This is a genomic window from Loktanella sp. M215, from assembly GCF_021735925.1.
In the GTDB taxonomy this organism is placed as follows: Bacteria; Pseudomonadota; Alphaproteobacteria; order Rhodobacterales; family Rhodobacteraceae; genus Loktanella.
Genome location: NZ_WMEA01000001.1, coordinates 2217165 through 2239969, shown reverse-complemented (window position 1 = coordinate 2239969; position 22805 = coordinate 2217165). Strand labels below are relative to the sequence as shown.

Genomic DNA, 22805 nt, shown 5'->3' with positions numbered 1-22805 from the left:
AGGGGATTGGCAAGAGGTCTGTGCGTATGGGGTCTCCCCTCCGATAGGCTGACCCCGACAGGAGACCTGTAAGGTTGCCGCGAGATGTGACCGGGAGGGGTTGGTGGTGTGCAAACCCCGTGAGGCCCTGAGAGGCTGTGTGAGGGAGCCTACAGGCGGCAAGTGGCAAGTATCCCTGACACGGGTAGCCCTAAGGTTACATTGGACTCTGGGGGGCCTCTGTGCGGCTCTCTGCTACATCATATGTTTTGCGTCATATTTACAACAGCATGTCCGATATCTGTTTTAGTGGCCCTATGCTGCTCGGGTGACTCGGAATGAACCGACGCGGTAACGGGGCTAGGCGGCCTTGAGGGTGTGGAGCTGGCTTAAACTGCTACCGGACTGCTATGGTGGGATAATCGATTACCCCGCTGGCCTCCAAAGCCGCCCCCAGATATTTGGCCTGCATGTCCAACAAATCGTCGCCACCATAGCCGCCCGCCACCTGACCCTCACCGTGACCGTGACCCATAATGAGCGATTGAATATTGGTTGGGGCCGTGCGTCTTAGCCAGTCTTTGACCGAGTGGCGGAGTGAATACGGCACCTTGCGTATTTTTACCCAAACCTTTGCCGCCTTCATTGGCTTAATCAGGGTAGCCGACAAGGAATTGGCGTTGCGATGGTGGGCGTATCGGGGAAACACGTCAGAAGAACCATTAAGAGCGCGGTCATGCCGCCGCTGCATCATTGTCAGGGACGTGCCGACAAGGGGTACGCGCCGCAACCGTTCGCCCACCTTCAGTCTGCGTCGCCCATTAGGTTTGATTTCAAAGTGTGGGGTCGCATCCTGCAAATGAAGTTCATCCCATTGCAACCCTCGCGCCTCATTGGGGCCAATCCCGGTGAACATCATCAGCTGCCAGATGTCCCTTGCATCATCATTCATTCCACTATGACAGGCACACACCTTTCGGATGTCCTCTAGGGTGAGTGGATCGCGCTTGATTTCACCAGCAGCGCCATCATCCTTGGCCAATTTGATCTTATTAAAAGGGTTGCGCCAGTCCAGTATGTCGAAGCGGTTCTCACCATAATTGAGGATTGCCTTGATTGTCGTAATACGTCGCTGGACCGTCCCTTGAGCGTTACCTCTGGCGGTCAGACTGTCACGGAAAGCATAGGCGGCTTCCCTATCGATGCTCTTGAGCAAAGGGTCCGTCCGCCCCATCGACAGTTCAAGTCCGTCCACTACCAGCTTCACCTGTTTTGACATATCGTGATACGATGATCGCCCCTCATTGTCCTTGAGATAAGCCTGAACCACGGCACTCAGAAGTATAGGAGGTCTCTCCACGCCAAACAGCTGTGCCTTTGCGAGTAAGCCAAAAGCAGTTCTAGGGGGATTGTTCTCGAACGGCGCGTTGAGCGATTGAGGTGTCAACTTTTCCGCTTCTGCCAACGCTGCCGTGGTGAACGCATTGAATCGCCCACTGTCCGCCTGATGATCAATGGGGCCAATCTTGCTGGTGTCTGGACGCGCCAGTCCATGTGCGACGGCTGCGCTGTGTAAAATGCTCCACTCCACCTGATCCGTTGACGTGCCATCTGCCTTGGCCTGCATTGCCTCGAACCGTGCGTGTTCAACTTTCCATGCTTCTAAAATCTTGAGCGGGTCACGAGTTTTAAGTGACCATTCGACAGCGCTACGTCCTAACATGACTCGCATCTGAGGTGACGTAACACGCCGCCGATACTTGGCATTGCCAGTCGGGGCGAGCTTCAGGTGCGGCAAATCCATAGACAACCTCATGTTCGCAAGACGCAACGGTGTAGCGTTTGTGTAGCGGTTTCCCTACTAACACCATGAAAACATAACGATTTCAATAATGATTGGTGCCCCCACACGGACTCGAACCGCGGACCTACTGATTACAAATCAGTTGCTCTACCAGCTGAGCTATAGGGGCACTGACGGCGATTTAGCGTGGCCTGCCTCAGGGCGCAAGACCCTAGCGGTGCGCCCGCGCGAGAAGAATGACTGCAAGAAGACCGACCGCGCAGATCACGAGTGCGGCGGGGGCCGCCTCGGCGATGTTTTCGAGGCTGGCCTTGGCATAGACCCGCGTCGACAGGGTATCCTGACTGGACAGCATCAGCGTCGCGGGCAGCTCCTTGATGGCGTCGACGAAGGTCAGCAACAGGGCAGAGCCGATACTGGCGCCGATCAGCGGCAGATGCACCGCGCGCAACGTCTGACCCGCCGTGCGCCCCAGCGACCGGGCGGCCATTGGCAGGCTGGCCGGCACCCGCCCGAGGGCCGCATCGGCCGCACCTTGGGCGATGGCAAAGAAGCGCACGACATAGGCCAGCACCAGCACCCCCGCGCTGCCCGTCAGCAGCAGGCCCGGATCACGCCCGGTGACCGCCAGGATCATGTCCGCCAGACCGTTGTCGAAGGCCGCAAGCGGCACGAGGATGCCCAAGGCCAGCACGGCACCGGGGGCCGCATAGCCCAGACCCGTCACCGGCAGCAGCAGGCGCGGCAACGCCCGGCCCGACAGCCGCGTGCCATAAACCATGAACACGCCCCCGATCACCGCCAGCACTGCAGCCACGCCGCAGACCGCAAGGGTGCGCAGCAGCGCGGCGATCAGGCCGGGCGCCGCCCACTGCGCGGCCCCCAGCGCGTGGGACGCGAGGACGCCGACCGGCAGGACGAACCCGGCGAGTACGGGCAGAACACAGACGAGGGCCGCGATCCAGCGGCCCGCGCCGGTCAGGGCCACAGGTGTCACGGGCCGCACGTTGCGGGCCGAGGCGGCAAATCGCGACCGGTGCCGCGAGACCTTCTCCAACCCCACCAAAATTACGATGACCGACAGGATCACGCAGGCGATCTGTGCCGCACCGCCCAGATTGCCGCCCTGCCGCCAGACCGAGAAGATGCCCGTCGTCAGCGTCTGCACGGCGAAATAGTCCACGGTGCCGAAATCGTTCACCGTCTCCATCATCACGACGGCGACACCGGCGGCGATGGCGGGCCGGGCCAGCGGCAGGCCGACGCGCCAGAACCGCGCCACGGGTCCGGCGCCCAAGGCCCGCGCGACCTCGTAGCCCGCGCCGCTTTGTTCGCGAAAGGCGGCGCGCGCCAGCAGATAGACGTAAGGGTAAAGGGCGGCAGAGATCACGAGGATGGCAGCACCCCGCGTGCGGATCTGCGGAAACCAGTAATCGCGCGACGTGGCCCAGCCGAAGCTTGCGCGCAGGCCGGTCTGCACCGGGCCCGCGTAATCCAGAAAATCGACCAGTGCATAAGCGCCCACATAGGCCGGCACCGCCAGCGGCATCAGCAGCGCCCATTGCAGCCAACCGCGCCCCGGAAAACGGTACATCACCACCAGCCACGCGGTCAGGGTGCCGACGACCGCCGTCAGCGCCCCCGTCCCCGCCATCATCACACCGGTGTTGATCAGATAACGCGGCAGCGTCGTGGACAGCAGATGCGGCCAGATGTTGTCGGACGGCGTCAGCGCGAACCACACGACGGCCACCAGCGGCGCGAGCACGATGACGGCGATCATCACGGCACCTGCGGACCACGGGTCCACGCGCATGCGGGACCGGCGGCGCGTGACTTGCGATACCTGAGCAGTTTGGTCTGACATAGGCCCAGCGCTAGACGAAACCGGTTCCACTGTCCAGAAATCCCGTTATGATCCCGCAAAACCATAACAAGACGTGAGCAGGGCAGACATGGAAATCGCATTGCACATCGGCGCCAACTGCACCGACGAGGATCGGTTGCTCAAGTCGATCCTGAAAAACGGCGACACGCTGGCCGAACACGGCATCAACGCCCCCAACCCCGGCAAGTATCGCCGCCTGATCCGAGAGACGATCCAGAACCTCAACGGTGCCGCCCCGGCCGAGAATGCCCGCCAGATCATGCTCGACGCGATTCTGGACGACGACACGCCCCGGCGGCTGGTGATGAGCAACACGAACTTCATCTGCGTGCCGAACCGGATCTTTGACAACGGGGTGCTTTACGATCAGGCGGAATTCAAGCTGCGGGGGTTCCTGCAGCTGTTCCCCGAGGATGAAATCGACATCTATCTCGCCCTGCGCGATCCCGCGACATTTCTGCCCGATTCCTACAAGCGGTCGAATGCCGACAGCTTTACCGCCTTCATGCAAGGGCGAGAGCCGCACGGCGTCGTCTGGTCCGACCTTGTCCGCCGCATCCGCCAGATCGCGCCGCACGCCACGCTGACGGTCTGGTGCAACGAGGATACGCCGCTGATCTGGGCCGAACTGGTGCGCGACATTGCGGGGCTGGACCGCAACGTGAAGATTACCGGCGGCTTCGACCTGCTGGCCTCGATCATGTCGAAGGAAGGCATGAACCGGTTTCTGGCCTACATGCAGGTGCATCCGCCCAAGACCGATGCCCAGAAACGGCGCGTCATCGCCGCATTCCTCGACAAGTACGCCCTGACCGAAGAGGTCGAGGAAACCGTCGATCTGCCGGGTCTGACCGCCGAGGATATCTCTGACATGTCAGAGGCCTACGAAGAGGATGTCGCCCGGATCGCGGCGATGCCGGACGTCACCTTCATCATGCCCTGAGGCGGCGCTTGGCGCCCGCCCCCGGGGCCGGCGTCAGCTCATGCCCAGTGCTGCCATGTACATTTCCATCATCGCTTCTTCCTCGTCCAGATCATCCTTGTCGCGCTTGCGGATCGCGATGATCTTGCGGATGACCTTGACGTCATAGCCACGGCCCTTGGCCTCGGCCATGACCTCTTTCTGCGCGTCGGCAATGTCCTTCTTCTCCGCCTCCAGCCGCTCGAAGCGTTCGATGAACTGGCGCAGTTCCTCGCCGGCGACGTTTTCGGTCTGGATGCTGGTGGCGGTGTCGGACATGGCGGCTCTCCTGTCGGGTGGGGATGAAGGCAATCCCTAGCGGCTGCCCCCCGACCTTGCAAGACCGGGCCTTGCAAGGCCCGGACCCTTGCGCGGGCGGGCCTGACACTGTAGCCCGGCGCCGCGGACAAACGGGGGCGGACGATGACATACATGATCTGGGCAGGTGCTGTGATTTCGGTGCTGGGCCTGTGCGGCGTGATCTATTCGGTGATCGCCGTGGCCCGCGCCAAGCGCAGCGGCATGGACGACGCCGCCCTGCGCGCCCGGATCGGTCAGGTCATGCCGATCAACCTCGGCGCCTTTCTGTCGGCCATGCTGGGACTGGCCATGGTGCTGGTCGGATCGCTGCTCAGCTAACGCGCCAGCGCCGCGTCCAGCAACCGGCCGATCCGGGGATCGGCGAGGGCATAGAGCATGATCCGCGCGTCGGCCGCGCTGCGATGGCAGGTCACCAAACCGTCGCCCCGCATCCGCATCAGATGAACAGAGACCGCCGATTGCGGCGCATCCACGGCGTCCTGCAAGGCGCCGACCGCCAGCGGCCCCGCGCGCAGCGCCGCCAGAAGGCGCAGGCGCATGGGATTGGCCAGGGTCTTGAACAGGGCCGCGGCCGTCTCTGCCGCAGCGGCATCCAGCGCGGGATCAGGCGTGGTCGGTTCGGTCATGGCATCCTTCGGAACCGGGGGCATTCAGTCGTGATACTGCCACGGCTGGCGCCGGTCTGTCCCCTCGTCTAAACCGGATCGGTGGTGATCGAAAGGAGCGTTGCTGTGCCGGTGGACTGGATATTCGGACTGATCGGGGAACTGATGATCGGCAGCGCCGCCGCCGTATTTCTGCTCGTCAACGGGCGGATTATGGGCGCCTCTGGCCTGCTGGGCGGGTTGGTGGACGGCAGCGGCAGCGATGACGCAGGCGAGCGCATCGCGCTGCTCGCCGGTCTGATTCTGGTGCCCGGCCTGCTGACCTGGGCCAAGGGCGGCAGCGACACGCATCTGACCGGCAATCTGGCGCTGATCGTGGTGGCGGGACTGGCGGTCGGCATCGGGACGCGGCTGGCCAACGGCTGCACCAGCGGGCACGGCGTCTGCGGGATCAGCCGCCTCAGCCTGCGCGGCATCATGGCCACACTGGTCTATGTCGGCGCAGGCGCCGCAACCGTCATCGCCCTGCGCGGCCTGATCGGAGGTTTCTGATGCGCACGCTGGTGAGTTTTCTTGTCGGTGGCCTGTTCGGCGCGGGCCTGCTGGTGTCCGGCATGACGGACACGGCCAAGGTGCAGGGGTTTCTGGACTTTTTCGGACACTGGGACGTCACACTGGCCTTCGTCATGGGCGGCGCCATCGCACCGATGGCCCTGGCATGGCGGCTGACGCGGCACCGCCGCCCGGTTCTGGGCGGCGCCTTTCCCGCGCAGCCCGCACCCGTTCTGGACACCAAGCTGATCGGCGGATCGGTGCTCTTTGGCATCGGCTGGGGGCTGGCCGGCCTGTGCCCCGGCCCCGCGCTGGCCTCGCTGTTCTGGGCTGGCACCAGCGGGCTGGTCTTTGCCGCCGCAATGATCCTTGGCATGATCGCAACACCGCCCCTGCGCAAGCGGCTGGACGCAAGGCCGCAGGAGGGCTAATCCTGCGGCATGGATATACGCCCCCTCACCCCCGCCTTCGCCGCCAGCCCGCAGATCGACCCCGCCGACGCAGGCGCGATCAAGGCGGCCGGCTTTACCACCGTGATCTGCAACCGCCCCGACGCGGAAGTGCCGCCCAGCCATCAGGCCGACGCGGTGCGCAAGGCTGTCGAGGCCGAAGGGATGACCTTCGTCGTCAACCCGGTCACGCATCAGGGCCTCAATCAGGACATGGTCGAGATCCAGAGCCAGGCCGCAGCCTCCGGCAAGACGCTAGCCTATTGCGCCTCCGGCACCCGGTCGACGATCGTCTGGGCGCTGGGTCAGGCGGGCAAGATGGATGCGGACGAGATCATCGCCGCCGCAGCGAACGCCGGTTACGACGTCAGTGGTCTGCGCAACAGTCTCAGCTGACACAGCGCGCACCGGGCGATCAGGTCCCGGACCTGCGGACGACTTGAAACGACGCGCGTCGGACAGCCGTTCGACTCGCGCAGGCGCCCCTAAATTTCGGGGCGAATGACCTTCCCCGTCGGTCTGCCCCATTTCCGCTAAAGCGACAGCGGATCGGCTGACCAATCGACATCCTCGACCGCGTCGGCATCGAACTGCATCGCCGCGTCGTCGCTGGCGCGGGTGCGCAGGTGCCGGCCGGCCTCGGGTGCGCCATCCATGTCGGTCATGGGAATGGTGTCGGCCTCGTCCTGAATGCGGACTGCAATCTGACCGGCAATCTGACCCAGACGCCCGCGTGCGACCGTGTTGCCATTGGGATCGACCAGCCGCACCATGCCGACCGTGCAGCCGTTCAGCGGCAGGCACATGCCCACCTCCATGCCCGTCAACGTGGACAGCGGCACCTTCATCCGGTGCAGCACCGCATCCAGCCGCGCCGGGGCGGACAGCACCGCCGCCCGGAACTGGTCCTGCCAGTCCAGCGTGGGCGCAGGTGCTGCGGCCGTCGTCTGCGGCGGGGCCGCCGTCTGGACCGGCAGCGCCAACAGCAGCGTCCCTTGCCGTTCCGGCAGTCCGCAATCCAGCGACAGGCGCAGCAGGCGGTAAGTCTGTTCGGTCAGAGCAAAGCCCGCCGCGCGGGCATTGTCGAACCGCGCACCCAGTCCCAGTGTCCGCGCCCAGCCGTCCAGCACCGTGCGGATCGTCGTCTCTTCCATCTCGTCCAGAATATGCCGCAGCAACGGCAGCACCAGCGTCCCTTCGGTCCGCGTCACGCGGGGTCCGTCCGGCGGCGTGGCCGTGACGCGGCCCGTCGTCATCATCTCGATCGTCGCGGACACGAGGCCCGCGTCGCAGGCCATGATGCCGCAGACCGCACCGTCGCGGGTCAGTCCCATCAACAGCAGATCGTCGTCCATGTCAGCCAGCAACGCGTCCAGCGGCAGCGCCTGTTCCGCCACGCTGCCGACGGTCAGTTTCAACGCCAGATGGGTCTGCGCCGCCCGCGCGACCGCCAGACGCACCGCCCGCGATGCGGTCAGCGGCACGTCGGGAGTCTCCGCCTCCGGGTGCCGTGTCATGCGGTGCAGCACCCCGGATCCGGTCACCAATGTCATGCTCGTCCTCGCAGATCAGGGTCGACGCCTCCATGGGGGCGCGGGACCCAGATGTCGCGCAAATTGGTTTCCGCTTGCCTAACGCGCATCCACCAAAGCAACGTTTGCACCCGCGATCGGCACAGGAGTCGGCAGGGTGACGCGAAAACACGCACCGCCACGGCCCGCGACATGGACGATATCGCCGCCAAGGCGGCCCATGATCTCCTTGCAGATCGCAAGCCCGAGGCCCGCCCCGCCCGCCCGCGACGAATCCCCCAGTCGAGAGAACTTCTCGAAGATGACGGCACGGTCGGGCCCTGCGATACCGCGCCCGTTGTCGGTGAAGGTGACGCTGCAGATGCCATCGGCGGCACTGGCGGCGATGGTCAGCGTCGGCACCTCCGCGTCACAATACTTGGCCGCGTTCACGATCAGGTTGATGAAGACCTGCGCCAGCCGGTCCAGATCGGTGTCCAGCCACAACGCCTCGGCCCGCCGGTCGCGGACAATCCGCAGCACCGCATCGCTTTGTCCCGCCGCACCCAGCGCGCGGTCCAGCAGGGCATCGAGCCGCCCCTGCTGCATATGCAGCGTCACCTGACCGCTTTCCAGCACCGCCAGATCCAGCAGATCGTCCAGCAGGCGGGTCAGGCGCTGCGCCTCGGCATTGATGATCCCGGCCATGCGGGTCGTATCCGCCGGGTCGATGTCACCCTCGCGCAGGATATCCGAAAACGCCCGGATCGAGGTCATCGGCGTCCGCAGCTCGTGACTGATCTGCGACAGAAACGCGTCCTTCTGCACCGACAGCGCCATCAGCTTGGCGTTGGCGTCGCGCAGCGCGCGCGCGGTCCGGTCCTGCTCTGCTGATTTCGCCTCCAGCTGGTTGGAATATTCGAGGATCTGCGCCGTCTCGTCCGCCAGCGCGATCAGGTCCTCGACCGTGACGGCAGCACCTTGGGTCAGCTGGGCAATCATCGCATGCGCCGTGGCAGCACCGACGGACCCCGACAGCTCCCGCTCCAGCGCCAGAACAAAGGTCGGGGTCACGTCGGGCAGGCTGTCCGCACGACCCTGCCGTGCTGCGGCGCGGGCAAAGATCGCCTGCGCCTGCGCCGCTCCCAGAATACGCTGCGACATGATCAGCAGATCGTCGGCAGTGACGGTGGACCGCGCCCAGACCGGCCCCTTGTCGCCGTGATCGAAGACATTGACGAACTGCGCGCCCTGCAGCCGTTCCAGCGGGGCCGGAAACGACAGGACCGACCCGGCAAAGAACAGCCCGGTATTGAGCAGCATCGACCAGAACAGCCCGTGCAGCACCGGATCGACGCCCGCGATCCCGAACAGCGCCTCTGGCCGCAGCCAGGACAGGCCGAACGGACCGTGCGCTATCACCCCGGCAGGGATCAGCGCATCGGCGCCGAAACTGGGCAGGAACAGGCACCAGACCCAGACGGCGAACCCCGACGTCAGCCCAAGGATCGCACCGGTCCGGGTCGCACCGCGCCAGAAGATGCCGCCCAGCATCGCGGGCAGCACCTGCACCACGCCCGAAAACGACACGAGGCCAATCGCCGCCAGCGCCCCGCCGCCGCCCGACAGGCGAAAATACAGATAGCCCAGCGCCAGCACACCCGCGATCGACAGCCGACGCGCCAGCATGACGACGCGGCGCACGTCGCCGGACATGATCGCCCCAGGACCAGACCCTGACCGCATCCACAAGGGCAGAACGATATGGTTCGACACCATCGTCGACAGCGCGATCGTGGCCACGATCACCATCGAGGTGGCCGAGGAAAACCCGCCGAGAAACGACAGCGTCGCAAGGCTCTGATGTCCCTGACTCAACGGCAGGGTCAGCACGAAAAGGTCCGGGTTGGCGCCTGCCGGCATGATCCGCAGGCCCACGACGGCAATCGGGATCACGAAGAGGCTCATCAGCATCATATAAAGCGGAAAGGCCCAGCTGGCGGTCTGCAGGTGCCGCTCATCGGCATTCTCGACCACCAGCACCTGGAACATCCGCGGCAGGCACAGGAAGGCCGCCGCCGACAGAAAAATCAGTCCGGCCCAGCGGCTGCCCGACTGGGTCCAGTCCGCGATGGGCGAGGTCTCGATTTCCGCCAGCATCGCGGCGGCCCCGTCCGACAGGCCCCAGACCACAAAGATGCCGACCGCCAGCAGGGCCACCAGCTTGACCACCGCCTCGACCGCGATGGCGATGACGACGCCGTGGTGCCTTTCGTTGGCATCCAGATTGCGCGTGCCGAACAGGACGGTAAAGAACCCCAGCCCGATGGCGATCCAGACGGCGGCGCGGTTCAGCTCTGTTGCTCCCCAGTCGGCGCCGCCGGCGCGGGCGAAGACCTGAAACGACAGGGTCACCGATTGCAGTTGCAGCGCGATGTAGGGCGTCGCCGCCACGATCGCCATCAGGGTGACGATGACGCTTAGCGTCGTCGACTTGCCGAACCGAGCCGAGATCAGGTCCGCGATCGAGGTGATCCGCTGCGTCCGCCCGATCCGCACCAGACGGCGCAGGATCCACCACCAGCCGACCATGACCAGCGTGGGGCCAAGGTAGATCGTCACGAACTCCAGCCCCGACCGGGCAGCGTAGCCGACAGCGCCGTAAAAGGTCCAGGCGGTGCAATAGATCGACAGGGACAAGGTATAGACGATGGGCAGGTGCAGCCAGCCACCCTGCCCCCGCGCCGCACGCCGCTCTGCCGCGAAGGCCACGACGAACAGGAAGGCGACATAGCCCAGCGCCACCGCAATCAACGCATTGAAGGACATCATCCCAGGGCGTCCGTATCCGGACTGACGTCCGTCGCCGAATCCACCCGAATCCGGCGCGACACCACGGCGGTCAGCACGATCAGCAGGGTCCATCCGGCAAAGACGAACACGACCGCGGCGGCCATTCCGCCGGTCTGTCCGGCGGGCCGGGTCCACATCAGGGGCAGCAGCCAGATCACCGCCCCGGCGACCGGCAACATCCGTGCCACGTCCCGCAACCGGCGCTGGCGATAGCTGTCGCGTGCCAGAAACAATCCGGGCCGGCCTGCCCGCGTCTGGACCGGGTCCGGTGGGGCGGCCGGGTCAGGCATCGCGCGGCGCCTCTGCCAGCAGCCGGCGCACCTCGGCACAGATCGCGGCGTTGGAAAACGGCTTCGTCATGAAGACATCGGCACCCAATTCCTGCGCCAGCGCCCGGTCACGCGCCTGCCCCCGCGCGGTCAGCATCATCACCGGCAGACCCGCGGTATCGGGATCGGCGCGCAGATCGCGCAGGATGTCGAACCCCGACCGCCCCGGCAGCATCACGTCGAGGATGATCATGTCGGGCCGCTGCGCGCGCACCTTGGCCATGGCCGTCTCGCCGACCTCGTGGGTGTGCACCGTGAACCCGTCGCGGGTCAGGATAAAGCTGATGGCCTCGATGATGTTCGGTTCATCCTCGATCAGCAGGACGCGTCTTGCCATGGGGTCGGTTTCCTCCCGGTCGCACCACCCCCTCCTCGGGGTGCCACCGGCAGACTATCGCGACTGAGGGCCACGCTGTCAAAGCTCCTGAACGCCGGCAACCGCAGGTTCGCGGCGCGCCGGACAGTCCTGCCGCGGGCAGATGGCGCAGCCCGGCCCGACGGGCACCGGCGGAGAGGGATCGGCGGCCGCCGTGGCGGGATCGTCCGGCCGGACCAGCATCAGTGCCGCGATCAGCGGCGGCAGGTAGGGGCCAGCCGGATGCGGCACGACTTCGGCCAGCGCATAGCAGGTCAGACGGGACTCGGACGGGCCGGCCAGCGCCACCCGAGCGACAACCGGACGTCCCGGCTGCCCCAGCGCGGTGAAGACCGGCCAGAACGGGCACAGGGTGTCGCGCGGCACGGCAAAGCCGGGCACCGCCTTCATCAGGGTCACGACGCCCGCCGCGTCGCATTGCAGCACCCCCAGCGGCGGCGCGTCCGGCAAGGTCGCCAGCCGCCGCATTACCTGCGCCAATGGCCGCCCCAGTTGCGCGGCAAGGCGCAGCGGATCGTAGTCCGCATCACGCGCCGCAAGTCCAATCACGTCCAGCGGCAGGGCCAGAGCATCAGCGATATAGCGTTCGTCGTGGTCGCGCAGCACGTCCGCCAAGGCTCCGCCACCCGTAAGGCTGGTTGTGCTTTCAGCACCACCCGCCTCCAGTTCAGGACGATGAAAGCCGGTCTTCGCCAGCGTCCGTTCCATCTGCGCCAGCGGCGACGCCGCATCCCCCGCAACCGGATCACCGCCTGCGCCAAGGGGCGCATCGAAACAGGCGACCAGCGCCGCCGTCGTCTCGGCAAGACGCCCGGCGTCGGCGTTGATGTTGCGATGAAACCGCGCCTGCCAGTCCGCGTCCAGGGGCGTCTCTCCGGTCAGGATCGCCGCCGACGACTGGATCGCCGTCACGGCGGTGATGACCCCGTGCAGGGCCGCGGCCAACGCGGGATCGTGGCTGATCCGGTCCGACAGCACCTTGACCCGGCCGTCCAGCGCCGCGATCTGCCGCGCCTGTGCCGCGATCAGCCGGGACCAGCCGGGATAGCGGGTCGCCAGATCCTCGGCCTGTGCTACCTCGACCGCCGTGGTGGACAGCGCAGCGGCCGCCATCCGCATCCGGTTGATCAGGGCCGTATCGGCACCCTCCGACAACAGCACGGGGTCCAGCGAAAGATGATCCGCGATCCGTCCCACCAGCTTGCCCGCAACCCGCCGCCGGTCGTGTTCGATCAGGTTCAGATAGCTGGGCGAAATGCCGACCGCCTGCGCCAGATCGCGCTGCGACATTCCCGCATCCAGCCGCCGCGCCCTGATCCGCGCACCCGTCGCATTCATCCGCCCACCCTCCTGAACACCCGCCAAAGGCGCGATGAACCCGCACAACGCACCGCAATACAGCACGATTTACAAACCCACCCCGGCATCTGTGCATTTGTTTACAAATTCCGCGCAGCCTTGGAAAGGTTTCTTTGAGAATGGCGATATCACCCGCATTGTCGCGGCAGCGCTGTCAAGTGCATGTCAACGGACGGGAGGGTCCGGCGACGATGAAACATGAGGGAGGATACCAATGACGAGATCGCATTTCTCACGCCGTGGCGTGCTGAAGACCGGGGCCGTAGCCGGCGCCGGACTGATGCTGCCCACCTACCTGCGTGCGCAGGATTCAGGATTCACCAACGCGCCGACCGGCGACACGGTCACCTTCGGCTTCAACGTGCCGCAGACCGGCCCCTACGCCGAAGAAGGCCTTGACGAGCTGCGCGCGCAAGAGCTGGCCGTTCAGCACCTGAACGGCGAAGGCGACGGCGGCATGCTGTCCACCTTCTCCTCCAAGTCGCTCGACGGGACGGGCGTCCTGGGCAAGAAGGTCCAGTTCGTCACCGGCGACACGCAGACCAAGTCCGACGTCGGCCGCGCCTCGGCGCAGTCGATGATCCAGAAGGACGGCTGCATCATGATCAATGGCGGGTCCTCCTCGGGCGTCGCCGTGGCCGTGCAGGGCCTCTGCCAAGAGGCCGGCGTCATCTTCATGGCGGGTCTGACCCACTCCAACGACACGACCGGCAAGGACCGCAAGGCGAATGGCTTCCGCCATTTCTTCAACGCCTATATGTCCGCCGCCGCCCTGTCGCCGGTGCTGGAAAAGGCCTACGGCACAGACCGTCAGGCCTATCACCTGACCGCCGACTACACCTGGGGCTGGACGCAGCAGGAATCCATGGCCGCCGCGACCGAAGCGATGGGCTGGAACACCGTGCAGAACGTGCTGACGCCCGTGGGCGCCGGCGACTTCTCCTCCTACATCGCACCGGTGCTGAACTCCGGCGCCGATATCCTCGTGCTGAACCACTACGGCGGGGACATGGTCAACTCCTTGACCCAGGCCGTGCAGTTCGGCCTGAAGGGCAAGCAGGTCAACGGCAAGGACTTCCAGATCGTCGTGCCGCTCTATTCGGAACTGATGGCCAAGGGTGCCGGGTCAAACATCGAAGGCGTCTACGGCTCGATGAACTGGAACTGGCAGCTGCAGGACGAGGGCACCAAGGCCTTCGTCAAGTCGTTCGGTGAAAAGTACGGCTTCCCGCCGTCGAACGCCGCACACACCTGCTACGTCCAGACGCTGCTGTACGCGGATGCCGTGACACGCGCCGGGTCGTTCAACCCCTGCGCCGTGGGCGAGGCTCTGGCGGATTTCGAGTTCGACGGCATGGGCAACGGCCCGACGCTGTATCGCGCCGCGGATCACCAGTGCTTCAAGGACGTTCTGGTCATGGAAGGCAGCGCCAGCGCGTCCGGCAATGCCAACATGGTCGGCTACGACACCCTCAAGATCATCGAGCAAACGCCGCGTGCGCAGGTCGAATATCCCGAGGATCACCCGATGTTCGCCGGTGGCGCATTGGGCGAGTGCAACCCGGGCGCCTAAGCGCCCAGCGGGGCAGGCGCATGCCGCCTGCCCCACCGCAGACGTGTCACCCGTGACACCGTCGCCTGTTTTCAAAGCCTGTGAACGCACGCCCGAACCCCCTGAGGAGCGGACCGATGGACGCTATCATTCTTCAAATTCTCAACGGTCTGGACAAGGGATCGGCCTATGCGCTGATCGCGCTGGGCCTCACCCTGATCTTCGGCACGCTGGGCGTGGTGAACTTCGCCCACGGCGCGCTGTTCATGATCGGCGCCTTCTGCGCCGTCACGATGCAACGCCTGCTGACGCTCAGCCATACGGTCATCGACCCGACGCAGACCGACTTTCTGGGCAATCCGCTGCAGACCAAGGTGCCTTACCTCGCCTCTGTCTTCGGCGTGGACGGTGCGCAATCGCTGATCGCATGGTCGGTGCCGCTGTCGATCGTCCTCGTCATCCCGGTCATGCTCTTCGTCGGCTGGGCGATGGAGAGGGGTCTGATCAAGCACTTCTACAAGCGCCCCCACGCAGACCAGATCCTCGTGACCTTCGGCCTTGCGATCGTGCTGCAGGAAATCATCCGCGCCGTCTACGGTGCCAACCCGATCCAGTCGCCGGCGCCGCCGATGTTCAGCGGATCGGTCGATCTGGGTCAATACATTGGCTTTCAGGCCAACGCGATCGTCTACCCGATCTGGCGTCTGGTCTACTTCGCCTTCTCGGCCGTCATCATCGCCGCCGTCTTTGCCTTCCTGCAGTTCACCACCTTCGGGATGGTCGTGCGCGCCGGCATGGCGGACCGTGAAACCGTCGGCATGCTGGGCATCGACATCGACAAGCGCTTTACCCTGATGTTCGGCCTCGCCGCCGCTGTCGCAGGGCTCGCGGGGGCCATGTATGCGCCCATCGTTTCGCCCAACTACCACATGGGCATGGACTTTCTGGTGCTTTCGTTCGTCGTGGTCGTCGTCGGCGGCATGGGCTCGCTGCCCGGGGCCGTCCTCGCGGGCTTCCTCTTGGGCATCCTGCAGGGCTTTGCATCCATGAACGAGGTCAAGGCGATCCTGCCGGGCATCGACCAGATCGTCATCTATCTGGTGGCCATCATCATTCTGCTGACACGTCCCCGGGGCCTGATGGGCCGCGCCGGCGTGATGGAGGACTAAACCATGCTGGGTCTGACCAAGAAAGACTTCATGCTGCTGCTGGTGGTCGTGGCGATCACGCTGCTGGCGCCGATCATCCTCAACCCCTTTCCGGTGAACTCCTCGCTCGGGCAGTCGTTCAACGCGGGCTATCCCGCCCTGCTGCAACGCTTCGCGATCTTCGGCATCCTCGTGATCGGGTTCAACATCCTCTTCGGCCTGACAGGGTATCTGTCCTTCGGCCACGCGGCGTTCCTCGGCGTCGGATCCTACGCCGCCGTGTGGATGTTCAAGCTTCTCAGCTTCAACATCGTCCCGGCCATCATCCTCAGCGTCATCGTCGCTGGCCTCTTTTCCATCGTGATCGGCTACGTCAGCCTGCGCAGGTCCGGCATCTACTTTTCGATCCTGACGCTGGCCTTCGCGCAGATGTCCTATGCCCTCGCCTATTCCGTGCTGACCCCCCTCACGAACGGAGAGACGGGCTTGCAGGTCTACCCCTCCGACCCGCAGGTGCTGGCCAGCGCCGGCGCGCCCTCCGCGCCCCACCTTTTCGGGCTGCCGATGGCCGAATCCACGACGATCTACTTCGGTGACTGGCAGTTCACGTTCGAGGTCGGCTACTACCTCTGCGCCCTCATGCTGATCCTCGCCTTCTACCTGTCGATCCGCATCTTCCGCTCGCCCTTCGGGATGATGCTGCGGGCGATCAAGTCGAACCAGACGCGGATGAATTACACTGGCCTGAACACGAAGCCCTACATGCTCTGGGCCTTCATCATCTCGGGTATGTATGCGGGCCTTGCCGGGGGCCTGCTGGCCGCGATGGACCCGCTGACGGGTGCGGAACGGATGTACTGGACCGCCAGTGGCGAGATCGTCGTCATGGCCATCCTCGGCGGCGTCGGCACGCTGATCGGCCCGGTCGTGGGGTCCGGTGTGATCAAGTATCTGGAAAACATCGTCTCCAAGATCAACGACAACGTGTTGCACGGCGCCTTCCGCGCCCTGCCCGACGGGTTGGAGAATTTCATCATCAAGATCATCCACCCCTTCGTCGGCGAAGGCTGGCAGCTGACCCTCGGCCTGCTGTTCATGGTCGTCGTCATCTTCCTGCCCGGCGGTCTGGTGCAGGGTGGGCAGCGGCTGGGCGCATTTTTCAGCCGCAAGTCCGGCAACGCCACCGCGGCGGAACGCGACGCCGCCCGCCAGAAGCCTGCGGAATAAGGAGAGAACACCATGGGAATCCTTGAAGTCAAAGGCATCAACAAGCGCTTCGGCGGCTTGCAGGCGCTGGGTGACGTGAACCTGTCCATTCAGGAAAACACGGTCCACGCCATCATCGGCCCGAACGGTGCGGGTAAATCCACCCTGCTGAACGTGCTGGTGGGCAAACTGATCCCCGACAGCGGGTCGGTCATGTTCGATGGCCAGTCCGTGCTGGGCCGCAAACCGTTCGAAATCGCGCAGATGGGCATCAGCCGCGTGTTCCAGACGCCAGAGATCTTTGCCGATCTGACGGTGCTGGAAAACGTCCTGATCCCCTGTTTCGCGAAACGCGACGGATCGTTCCGGATGCACGCTCTTGAACCCGTCCGCCACGAACGCGAGATCGGCCATCAGGCCGAGGCGATGCTGGACGAGGTCAACATGCTGTCGAAATCCAACGTCGTGGCTTCCTCGCTCTCGCGCGGCGACAAGCGGCGGCTGGAAATGGCGATGTGTCTGGTGCAGGAACCGCGCCTGATGCTGCTGGACGAACCCACCGCCGGCATGGCGCGGGCGGATACGGAAAACACCATCGCCCTGCTCAAGGATATCCGCGTCAAGCGCGGGATCACCATGGCGATCATCGAACACGACATGCAGGTGGTGTTCAGCCTGGCAGACCGGATCACGGTCATGGCGCAAGGCACGCCGCTGGTCGAAGGCAGCCCCGACCAGATCAAGGTCGACCCGAAGGTGCGCGAAGCCTATCTGGGCGAAACGCAGATCTAGCCGATTTTACATCGATAAATCGGAGCCTCCAAATTTTCGATGAAAATTTGGCCAGCGCATAAGGACAGAACATGACCGCCCCATTCGACATCAAGAAGAACTCTGCCGCCGTCGACCGCCCCTTCCTTTCGGTCTGGGAAATCGAGGCCTATTACGGCGAAAGCTACATCGTCCAGAACGTCAGCTTCGACATCCACGAAGGCGAGATCCTCGCCCTTCTGGGCCGCAACGGCGCCGGCAAGACCTCGACCCTGCGCACCATCGCGCGGCTGGGCAACCCGGAACTGAAGCACGGCGAGATCTGGCTGGATCACCAGCCGCTGCACCTGATGAAAAGCCATCAGGCTGCGGCCCACGGCATCGCGCTGGTGCCCGAAGACCGCTGCATCATCGCGGGCCTCACGGTCGAGGAGAACCTGCAACTGGCCCAGATCGCCCCGCCGATCGGCTGGTCGCTGGAGCGGATCTACGAACTGTTCCCGCGCCTGAAAGAGCGTCGCAAGCAGGAAGGCGTCACCCTCTCGGGCGGCGAACAGCAGATGCTGGCCATCGCGCGCGCGCTGGCCCGTGACATCAAGGTGCTACTGCTGGACGAACCCTACGAAGGACTAGCGCCTGTCATCGTGCAGGAAATTGCGAAAACGCTGAAGATCATCCGCGATCAGGGAATCACGACGATCATCGTCGAGCAGAACGCCGTCGCCGCGCTGAAACTCGCGGATCGTGCCGTGATTCTGGACACCGGATCGGTTGTCTTCGACGGATCGGCGCAGGAAGTCCTCGAAAACGAGAAACTGCGGGCCGAATATCTCGCTATTTGATCTGCGTCGTTAACCATTGATTCGCTTTTCACTCTGAATCAGCGATCCGGTTTACCAGTGGGTAACCGGATCGTTCGATGTTTGAGGGGTCCCCTTCCACCCCTCAAAGCAAGGAGTCCCGTCATGCTCGTCCCACTCACGTCCATTGCAGCGCCGTCGCCTTTGACCGTGCCCATCATGGACCATAGACCGACCGCCGACGCCGCAGCCCTGGCACGCGATCCGACACCCTTCATTCCCTTGCCCATGCCGTCCCAATACACACAAAAAGGGGCCGTGGCCGAAGCACGCATGACCGATACCTCTGACAGCATCACCAAGATCGAGCGGGTCTTGAAACCCTATGGTGTCACAATGCTGCCGCGCGGTCAGGCCGACACCAAGGCCCAGACCGACAGCCGCGAACCTCAGGATCCCGCCGTGCAGGCGCAGGCCGACGCTGACGACGGATCTGCTACCGGTCCGGCACCCGACACCGGGTCAGACCCGGCCGCAAGCGGGGTGCGTGATCCACGACCCATTCCCGTGCCGTTGCCCGGCTGATCCGAAACGGCCGCAAACGCTTTCCACCCACGCGCTGTTAGCCTATAAGTCCGCCAATCGCGCGGTCTTCAGGCCGCGTCTGTCATGGAACAAAAGCAGTGGCCGGGAAAATCATGGGCAATAAGACCTCTCAGGACAGCGACGTCAGTTTCATTCAGGCCTTGGCCGAATTGCTGCGCGCCAACGACCTGACCGAATTGCAAGTCAAGCGCGACTACGCCGAAAACGACAGCCTGAACGTCCGCGTCAGCCGTCATATCCAGGCCGCACCCGCGCCGCAGCAGCCGATGATGGCGCAGGCCGCAGCGCCCGCCACTTCGGCCCAGATGCAGACCCCCGTCCCCGCGATGCCGGCCGATCCCGCCGCCCATCCGGGCGCCGTCACCTCGCCGATGGTCGGCACCGTCTACATGGCCGCCGAACCGGGTGCAGCCGCCTTCGTGTCGACCGGATCGACGGTCAAGGAAGGCGACACCCTGCTGATCATCGAGGCAATGAAGACCATGAACCACATCCCGGCACCCCGTGCCGGCACCGTGAAACGTATCCTGGTCGAGGATGGCGGTCCGGTGGAATTCGGCGCCCCCCTGATGATCATCGAATAGGGGTTTTACCATGTTCGACAAGATCCTGATCGCGAACCGGGGCGAAATCGCCCTGCGAGTCGTGCGCGCCTGCCGGGAAATGGGCATCGCTTCCGTTGCCGTGCATTCCACCGCCGACGCCGACGCCATGCACGTCCGCATGGCGGACGAGGCCGTCTGCATCGGCCCGCCCTCCTCGGCCCAGTCCTACCTGAACTTTCCGTCGATCATCGCGGCCTGTGAAATCACCGGCGCGCAGGCGATCCACCCCGGTTACGGCTTCCTGTCGGAAAACGCGGCCTTCGTGCAGGTGGTCGAAGACCACTCGCTGACCTTCATCGGCCCGACCGCCGCGCATATCCGCACCATGGGCGACAAGATCACCGCCAAGGACACGATGAAAAAGCTGGGCGTGCCCTGCGTCCCCGGCTCTGACGGCGGCGTGCCGACCCTGAAGGATGCCCAGCGCGTCGGCGCGGAAATCGGCTATCCGGTCATCATCAAGGCCACCGCCGGCGGTGGCGGCCGCGGCATGAAGGTGGCGCTAACCGCCGCCGACATCGAAAAGGCGTTCCACTCCGCTCGGGCCGAGGCAAAAGCCGCTTTCGGCAACGACGAAGTCTATATCGAGAAATACCTGACCACCCCGCGCCATATCGAAATTCAGGTCTTTGGCGACGGCAAGGGTAACGCGGTGCATCTGGGCGAGCGTGACTGTTCCCTGCAACGGCGCCACCAAAAGGTGCTGGAAGAGGCCCCCGGCCCCGCGATCACGCCCGAACTGCGCGCGCGCATCGGCAAGGTCTGCGCCGACGCCGTGGCCCGGATCAACTACATCGGCGCCGGCACCATCGAATTCCTGTTCGAAAACGACGAGTTCTACTTCATCGAGATGAACACCCGTCTGCAGGTCGAACACCCGGTGACCGAGAATATCTTCGACGTCGATCTGGTCCGCGAACAGATCCGCGTCGCCGCCGGCCTGCCGATGTCGTTCACCCAGGACGATCTGAAGATCCGCGGCCACAGCATCGAGGTGCGGATCAACGCGGAAAAGCTGCCGAACTTCAGCCCCTGCCCCGGCACGATCACCCAGTATCACGCGCCGGGCGGCCTTGGTGTGCGCATGGACTCGGCGCTCTACGACGGCTACCGTATCCCGCCCTACTACGACAGCCTGATCGGCAAGCTGATCGTCCACGGCCGCGACCGGCCCGAAGCCCTCGCGCGTCTTGCCCGCGCGCTGGGAGAGTTGATCGTCGACGGTGTCGACACGACGATTCCCCTGTTCCACGCGCTGTTGCAGGAACCGGACGTGCAGACCGGCAACTACAACATTCACTGGCTGGAACACTGGCTCGAAACGCATCTGGGTTGAACGGATGGCAGTGGGTCTGACACCCGACCTGCTGCTGCACGCCTACCGGCAGGGTATCTTTCCCATGGCCGAAACCCGCGACGCCACAGAGGTGTTCTGGGTCCAGCCCCGGATGCGCGGCGTGTTGCCGCTGGACCGCTTTCACGTCTCGCGGTCCCTGCGCAAGACCCTGCGGCGCGGGCATCTGACCGCCAGCGCCGACAAGGCATTCGCCGGTGTCGTGCGGGGCTGTGCAAACCGCGCCGAAACCTGGATCAACGCCGAGATCTTCGATGTCTATCAGGCCCTGCACGCGCAGGGCGATGCCCATTCGATCGAGGTCTGGCAGGACGACACGCTGGTCGGCGGAGTCTACGGCGTCACCATCGGGGCTGCGTTCTTTGGCGAGAGCATGTTTTCCACCGTGACCGACGCGTCGAAGGTGGCTCTTGCCTGCGCCATCCAGCGGTTGCAGGCGCGCGGTTTCCGCCTGTTTGACACGCAGTTCATAACGCCGCATCTGGAATCGCTGGGGGCCGAAGAAATCCCGCGCAGCGGCTATGAACGGCGTCTGTCAGAAGCTTTGGCCATCGCGGCCGATTTCGGGCCCGCCGGCCCGATCCCGCTGGATCAGGTCGCCTCGCACCGCATCACCCAGACGTCATAGCGCGGGTGATCCATCGCGTTCAGCGCGGGGGCAGAGGCGATCATCCAGCCGTCAAAGACCGGCACCTGCTCATTACGGTCGTTGACCTTCAGCTCCGCAAAGGCGTCGCCGGTCGGATTGTCGGCGGGAACGCGACAGTCGTTCATGGTGATTAGCAGCGACCCCACCTTTTCCGACTGACCGACTTTCAGTTCAAGATCCGTCAGGTGCCCCGTCACCTTGTCCAACACGCGCAGCATGCCACCCGGCAGGGACGACGCCTGCTGCGCGGCAGCCAAACCCGGCAGCAGCGTCAGGCACAGGGCCAGCGCGCGGATCATTCCGGTGTCCAGGCCTCGTAATCGGACCGGTCGGCGGGCGCCGCACTGCGGATCGAGCCTTTGGGGGCATAAGCTTCGGGCGTGCCCGTCAGGTTGGCCAGGTGCGGCTTTTCCCAAGGCTGGTGGACCAGAGGGCGTTCCGTCGGCGGCTCGTCCCAGGTCCGGTGCAGCCAGCCGTGCCATTCGGGGGCGACCTTGGACGCCTCGGCCTCGCCGTTGAAGATCACCCAGCGGCGGCTGTCATCGGCGTTACGGTAAAAGATGTTGCCGCCGGCGTCCTCACCCACGCGCTCGCCCTTGCGCCACGTCCAGAACTGGGTGGCAAAGGTCTGCCCGTCCCACCAGGTGAAAGCGCGTGCGAGGTTGCGTGCAAAGCCCATGATCGTCTCCGGTTGCCTGTCCCCGTCATGCCCCAACGGCGGCCAAAGGTCCAGAGGCACCGGCCTCGGGCAACCGGGCCGTCACCTCGATCTCGATCTTCATCTGGGGCGTCTGAAGGCCCGCGCGGATCATCGTGGCGGCGGGGCGGGCGCGGGCAAAGGCCTCTGCTACGATGGGCCAGCAGGGTTCCCAGTCAGCGCTATCCGGCAGGATATAATTGACCCGCACCACATGATCGAGGCCGCTGCCCGCCTTGTTCAATGCGTCCGCAATGGTGTCCAGCGCATTGCGGCACTGGTCGCGGACATCCTCGGGCATGGTCATGCTGGCATAATCATAGCCCGTCGTGCCCGCCACAAAGACCCAGCCATCGGCCACGACAGCGCGGGAATAGCCGATCTTCTCCTCGAACGGCGATCCGGTGGAAATGTGTGTGACGGTCATGGG

At 64.7% G+C, this 22805-nt stretch carries 26 protein-coding genes, 1 tRNA gene and 1 pseudogene; 15 read left to right on the top strand and 13 right to left on the bottom strand.

Annotation, left to right across the window (positions count from 1 at the left end; all coding sequences use genetic code 11):
• Positions 1 to 376: 376 nt before the first annotated feature.
• From GLR48_RS10970 to GLR48_RS10960, 3 genes are all read right to left on the bottom strand, one after another.
• The gene (locus GLR48_RS10970; protein WP_237061338.1) at positions 377 to 1783 is read right to left on the bottom strand and encodes a tyrosine-type recombinase/integrase; all 1407 of its coding nucleotides are present in this window, start codon (positions 1781 to 1783) and stop codon (positions 377 to 379) included.
• Between the two features lie 93 nt (positions 1784 to 1876).
• A tRNA-Thr gene (locus tag GLR48_RS10965) sits at positions 1877 to 1952 on the bottom strand.
• 42 nt (positions 1953 to 1994) lie between these two features.
• A complete protein-coding gene (locus tag GLR48_RS10960) occupies positions 1995 to 3599 on the bottom strand; it encodes an ABC transporter permease (protein ID WP_237061336.1) in 1605 nt (534 codons plus the stop codon).
• A 139-nt stretch (positions 3600 to 3738) separates the two neighbouring features.
• Here GLR48_RS10960 and GLR48_RS10955 point away from each other — a divergent pair, with 139 nt between their 5' ends.
• Entirely contained in the window at positions 3739 to 4614 is an 876-nt protein-coding gene (locus GLR48_RS10955) for a hypothetical protein (RefSeq protein WP_237061334.1), read from the top strand.
• A 33-nt stretch (positions 4615 to 4647) separates the two neighbouring features.
• Here GLR48_RS10955 and GLR48_RS10950 read toward each other — a convergent pair whose 3' ends face one another.
• Positions 4648 to 4911, bottom strand: coding sequence for a DUF2312 domain-containing protein (locus GLR48_RS10950; protein ID WP_237061332.1), 264 nt, complete (start codon positions 4909 to 4911; stop codon positions 4648 to 4650).
• Positions 4912 to 5055: 144 nt separating this feature from the next.
• Between GLR48_RS10950 and GLR48_RS10945 the strand changes: the two genes are divergently transcribed.
• Entirely contained in the window at positions 5056 to 5271 is a 216-nt protein-coding gene (locus GLR48_RS10945; protein ID WP_237061330.1) for a hypothetical protein, read from the top strand.
• Here the strand turns inward: GLR48_RS10945 and GLR48_RS10940 are convergent.
• Positions 5268 to 5579 carry an ArsR/SmtB family transcription factor gene (locus GLR48_RS10940; RefSeq protein WP_237061328.1) on the bottom strand — a complete coding sequence of 104 codons (312 nt, stop codon included), beginning with the start codon at positions 5577 to 5579 and terminating at the stop codon, positions 5268 to 5270. The genes GLR48_RS10945 and GLR48_RS10940 overlap by 4 nt on opposite strands.
• A gap of 144 nt (positions 5580 to 5723) precedes the next feature.
• On the opposite strand from GLR48_RS10940, the gene GLR48_RS10935 reads away from it, so the two are divergent.
• Genes GLR48_RS10935 through GLR48_RS10925 form a run of 3 tightly spaced genes read left to right on the top strand, consistent with a single transcriptional unit; the run spans position 5724 to position 6955 of the window.
• The gene (locus GLR48_RS10935) at positions 5724 to 6110 is read left to right on the top strand and encodes a YeeE/YedE family protein (RefSeq protein ID WP_272911544.1); all 387 of its coding nucleotides are present in this window, start codon (positions 5724 to 5726) and stop codon (positions 6108 to 6110) included.
• Complete coding sequence (locus GLR48_RS10930) at positions 6110 to 6541, top strand: DUF6691 family protein (RefSeq protein WP_237061326.1); 432 nt, start codon at positions 6110 to 6112, stop codon at positions 6539 to 6541. Before GLR48_RS10935 ends, GLR48_RS10930 begins: the two co-directional genes overlap by 1 nt.
• Positions 6542 to 6550: 9 nt before the next feature.
• Positions 6551 to 6955: a TIGR01244 family sulfur transferase gene (locus tag GLR48_RS10925; protein ID WP_237061324.1), complete on the top strand. Its 405-nt coding sequence runs from the start codon at positions 6551 to 6553 to the stop codon at positions 6953 to 6955.
• 137 nt (positions 6956 to 7092) lie between these two features.
• Here the strand turns inward: GLR48_RS10925 and GLR48_RS10920 are convergent, their stop codons facing one another.
• The 5 genes from GLR48_RS10920 to GLR48_RS10900 form a co-directional block, all read right to left on the bottom strand.
• Positions 7093 to 8112, bottom strand: a complete 1020-nt coding sequence (locus GLR48_RS10920) for a FliM/FliN family flagellar motor switch protein (protein ID WP_237061321.1) — start codon at positions 8110 to 8112, stop codon at positions 7093 to 7095.
• A gap of 78 nt (positions 8113 to 8190) precedes the next feature.
• Positions 8191 to 10902 carry an ATP-binding protein gene (locus GLR48_RS10915; RefSeq protein ID WP_237061318.1) on the bottom strand — a complete coding sequence of 904 codons (2712 nt, stop codon included), beginning with the start codon at positions 10900 to 10902 and terminating at the stop codon, positions 8191 to 8193.
• Positions 10899 to 11213 carry a DUF6611 family protein gene (locus tag GLR48_RS10910; RefSeq protein ID WP_237061317.1) on the bottom strand — a complete coding sequence of 105 codons (315 nt, stop codon included), beginning with the start codon at positions 11211 to 11213 and terminating at the stop codon, positions 10899 to 10901. The genes GLR48_RS10915 and GLR48_RS10910 overlap by 4 nt, the downstream gene beginning before the upstream one ends.
• Entirely contained in the window at positions 11206 to 11589 is a 384-nt protein-coding gene (locus tag GLR48_RS10905; RefSeq protein WP_237061315.1) for a response regulator, read from the bottom strand. Before GLR48_RS10905 ends, GLR48_RS10910 begins: the two co-directional genes overlap by 8 nt.
• Before the next feature lie 78 nt (positions 11590 to 11667).
• On the bottom strand, positions 11668 to 12966 hold the full coding sequence (locus GLR48_RS10900; protein WP_237061313.1) for a helix-turn-helix domain-containing protein: 1299 nt from the start codon (positions 12964 to 12966) through the stop codon (positions 11668 to 11670).
• A gap of 235 nt (positions 12967 to 13201) precedes the next feature.
• Between GLR48_RS10900 and GLR48_RS10895 the strand changes: the two genes are divergently transcribed.
• From GLR48_RS10895 to aat, 10 genes and pseudogenes are all read left to right on the top strand, one after another.
• The gene (locus GLR48_RS10895; RefSeq protein WP_237061311.1) at positions 13202 to 14560 is read left to right on the top strand and encodes a substrate-binding protein; all 1359 of its coding nucleotides are present in this window, start codon (positions 13202 to 13204) and stop codon (positions 14558 to 14560) included.
• Between the two features lie 116 nt (positions 14561 to 14676).
• The gene (locus GLR48_RS10890) at positions 14677 to 15708 is read left to right on the top strand and encodes a branched-chain amino acid ABC transporter permease (protein WP_237061309.1); all 1032 of its coding nucleotides are present in this window, start codon (positions 14677 to 14679) and stop codon (positions 15706 to 15708) included.
• A gap of 3 nt (positions 15709 to 15711) precedes the next feature.
• Positions 15712 to 16914: a branched-chain amino acid ABC transporter permease gene (locus GLR48_RS10885; RefSeq protein ID WP_237061308.1), complete on the top strand. Its 1203-nt coding sequence runs from the start codon at positions 15712 to 15714 to the stop codon at positions 16912 to 16914.
• Positions 16915 to 16926: 12 nt separating this feature from the next.
• Positions 16927 to 17445 (top strand): annotated as a pseudogene (locus tag GLR48_RS10880) (ABC transporter ATP-binding protein); the annotation flags it as partial.
• The gene (locus tag GLR48_RS26060; protein WP_442915839.1) at positions 17434 to 17685 is read left to right on the top strand and encodes a hypothetical protein; all 252 of its coding nucleotides are present in this window, start codon (positions 17434 to 17436) and stop codon (positions 17683 to 17685) included. The pseudogene GLR48_RS10880 and the gene GLR48_RS26060, both read left to right, overlap by 12 nt.
• Before the next feature lie 71 nt (positions 17686 to 17756).
• Positions 17757 to 18506 (top strand): ABC transporter ATP-binding protein, encoded by a 750-nt coding sequence (locus tag GLR48_RS10875; RefSeq protein WP_237061304.1) that lies wholly within the window; start codon positions 17757 to 17759, stop codon positions 18504 to 18506.
• Positions 18507 to 18629: 123 nt separating this feature from the next.
• A complete protein-coding gene (locus GLR48_RS10870; RefSeq protein WP_237061300.1) occupies positions 18630 to 19049 on the top strand; it encodes a hypothetical protein in 420 nt (139 codons plus the stop codon).
• A 113-nt stretch (positions 19050 to 19162) separates the two neighbouring features.
• A complete protein-coding gene (gene accB, locus GLR48_RS10865) occupies positions 19163 to 19654 on the top strand; it encodes an acetyl-CoA carboxylase biotin carboxyl carrier protein (RefSeq protein WP_237061299.1) in 492 nt (163 codons plus the stop codon).
• Positions 19655 to 19664: 10 nt separating this feature from the next.
• A complete protein-coding gene (accC, locus tag GLR48_RS10860) occupies positions 19665 to 21011 on the top strand; it encodes an acetyl-CoA carboxylase biotin carboxylase subunit (RefSeq protein ID WP_237061296.1) in 1347 nt (448 codons plus the stop codon).
• Between the two features lie 10 nt (positions 21012 to 21021).
• Positions 21022 to 21657 (top strand): leucyl/phenylalanyl-tRNA--protein transferase, encoded by a 636-nt coding sequence (aat, locus tag GLR48_RS10855; protein WP_442915785.1) that lies wholly within the window; start codon positions 21022 to 21024, stop codon positions 21655 to 21657.
• Here aat and GLR48_RS10850 read toward each other — a convergent pair.
• The 3 genes from GLR48_RS10850 to GLR48_RS10840 are packed head-to-tail and all read right to left on the bottom strand — an operon-like array spanning position 21621 to position 22802.
• Positions 21621 to 21977, bottom strand: coding sequence for a DUF2155 domain-containing protein (locus GLR48_RS10850; RefSeq protein WP_237061290.1), 357 nt, complete (start codon positions 21975 to 21977; stop codon positions 21621 to 21623). The two genes, aat and GLR48_RS10850, sit on opposite strands and share 37 nt — an antisense overlap.
• A complete protein-coding gene (locus tag GLR48_RS10845) occupies positions 21974 to 22357 on the bottom strand; it encodes an NADH:ubiquinone oxidoreductase subunit NDUFA12 (protein ID WP_237061288.1) in 384 nt (127 codons plus the stop codon). Before GLR48_RS10845 ends, GLR48_RS10850 begins: the two co-directional genes overlap by 4 nt.
• A gap of 25 nt (positions 22358 to 22382) precedes the next feature.
• Positions 22383 to 22802 carry a RidA family protein gene (locus tag GLR48_RS10840; protein WP_237061287.1) on the bottom strand — a complete coding sequence of 140 codons (420 nt, stop codon included), beginning with the start codon at positions 22800 to 22802 and terminating at the stop codon, positions 22383 to 22385.
• Positions 22803 to 22805: the final 3 nt, after the last annotated feature.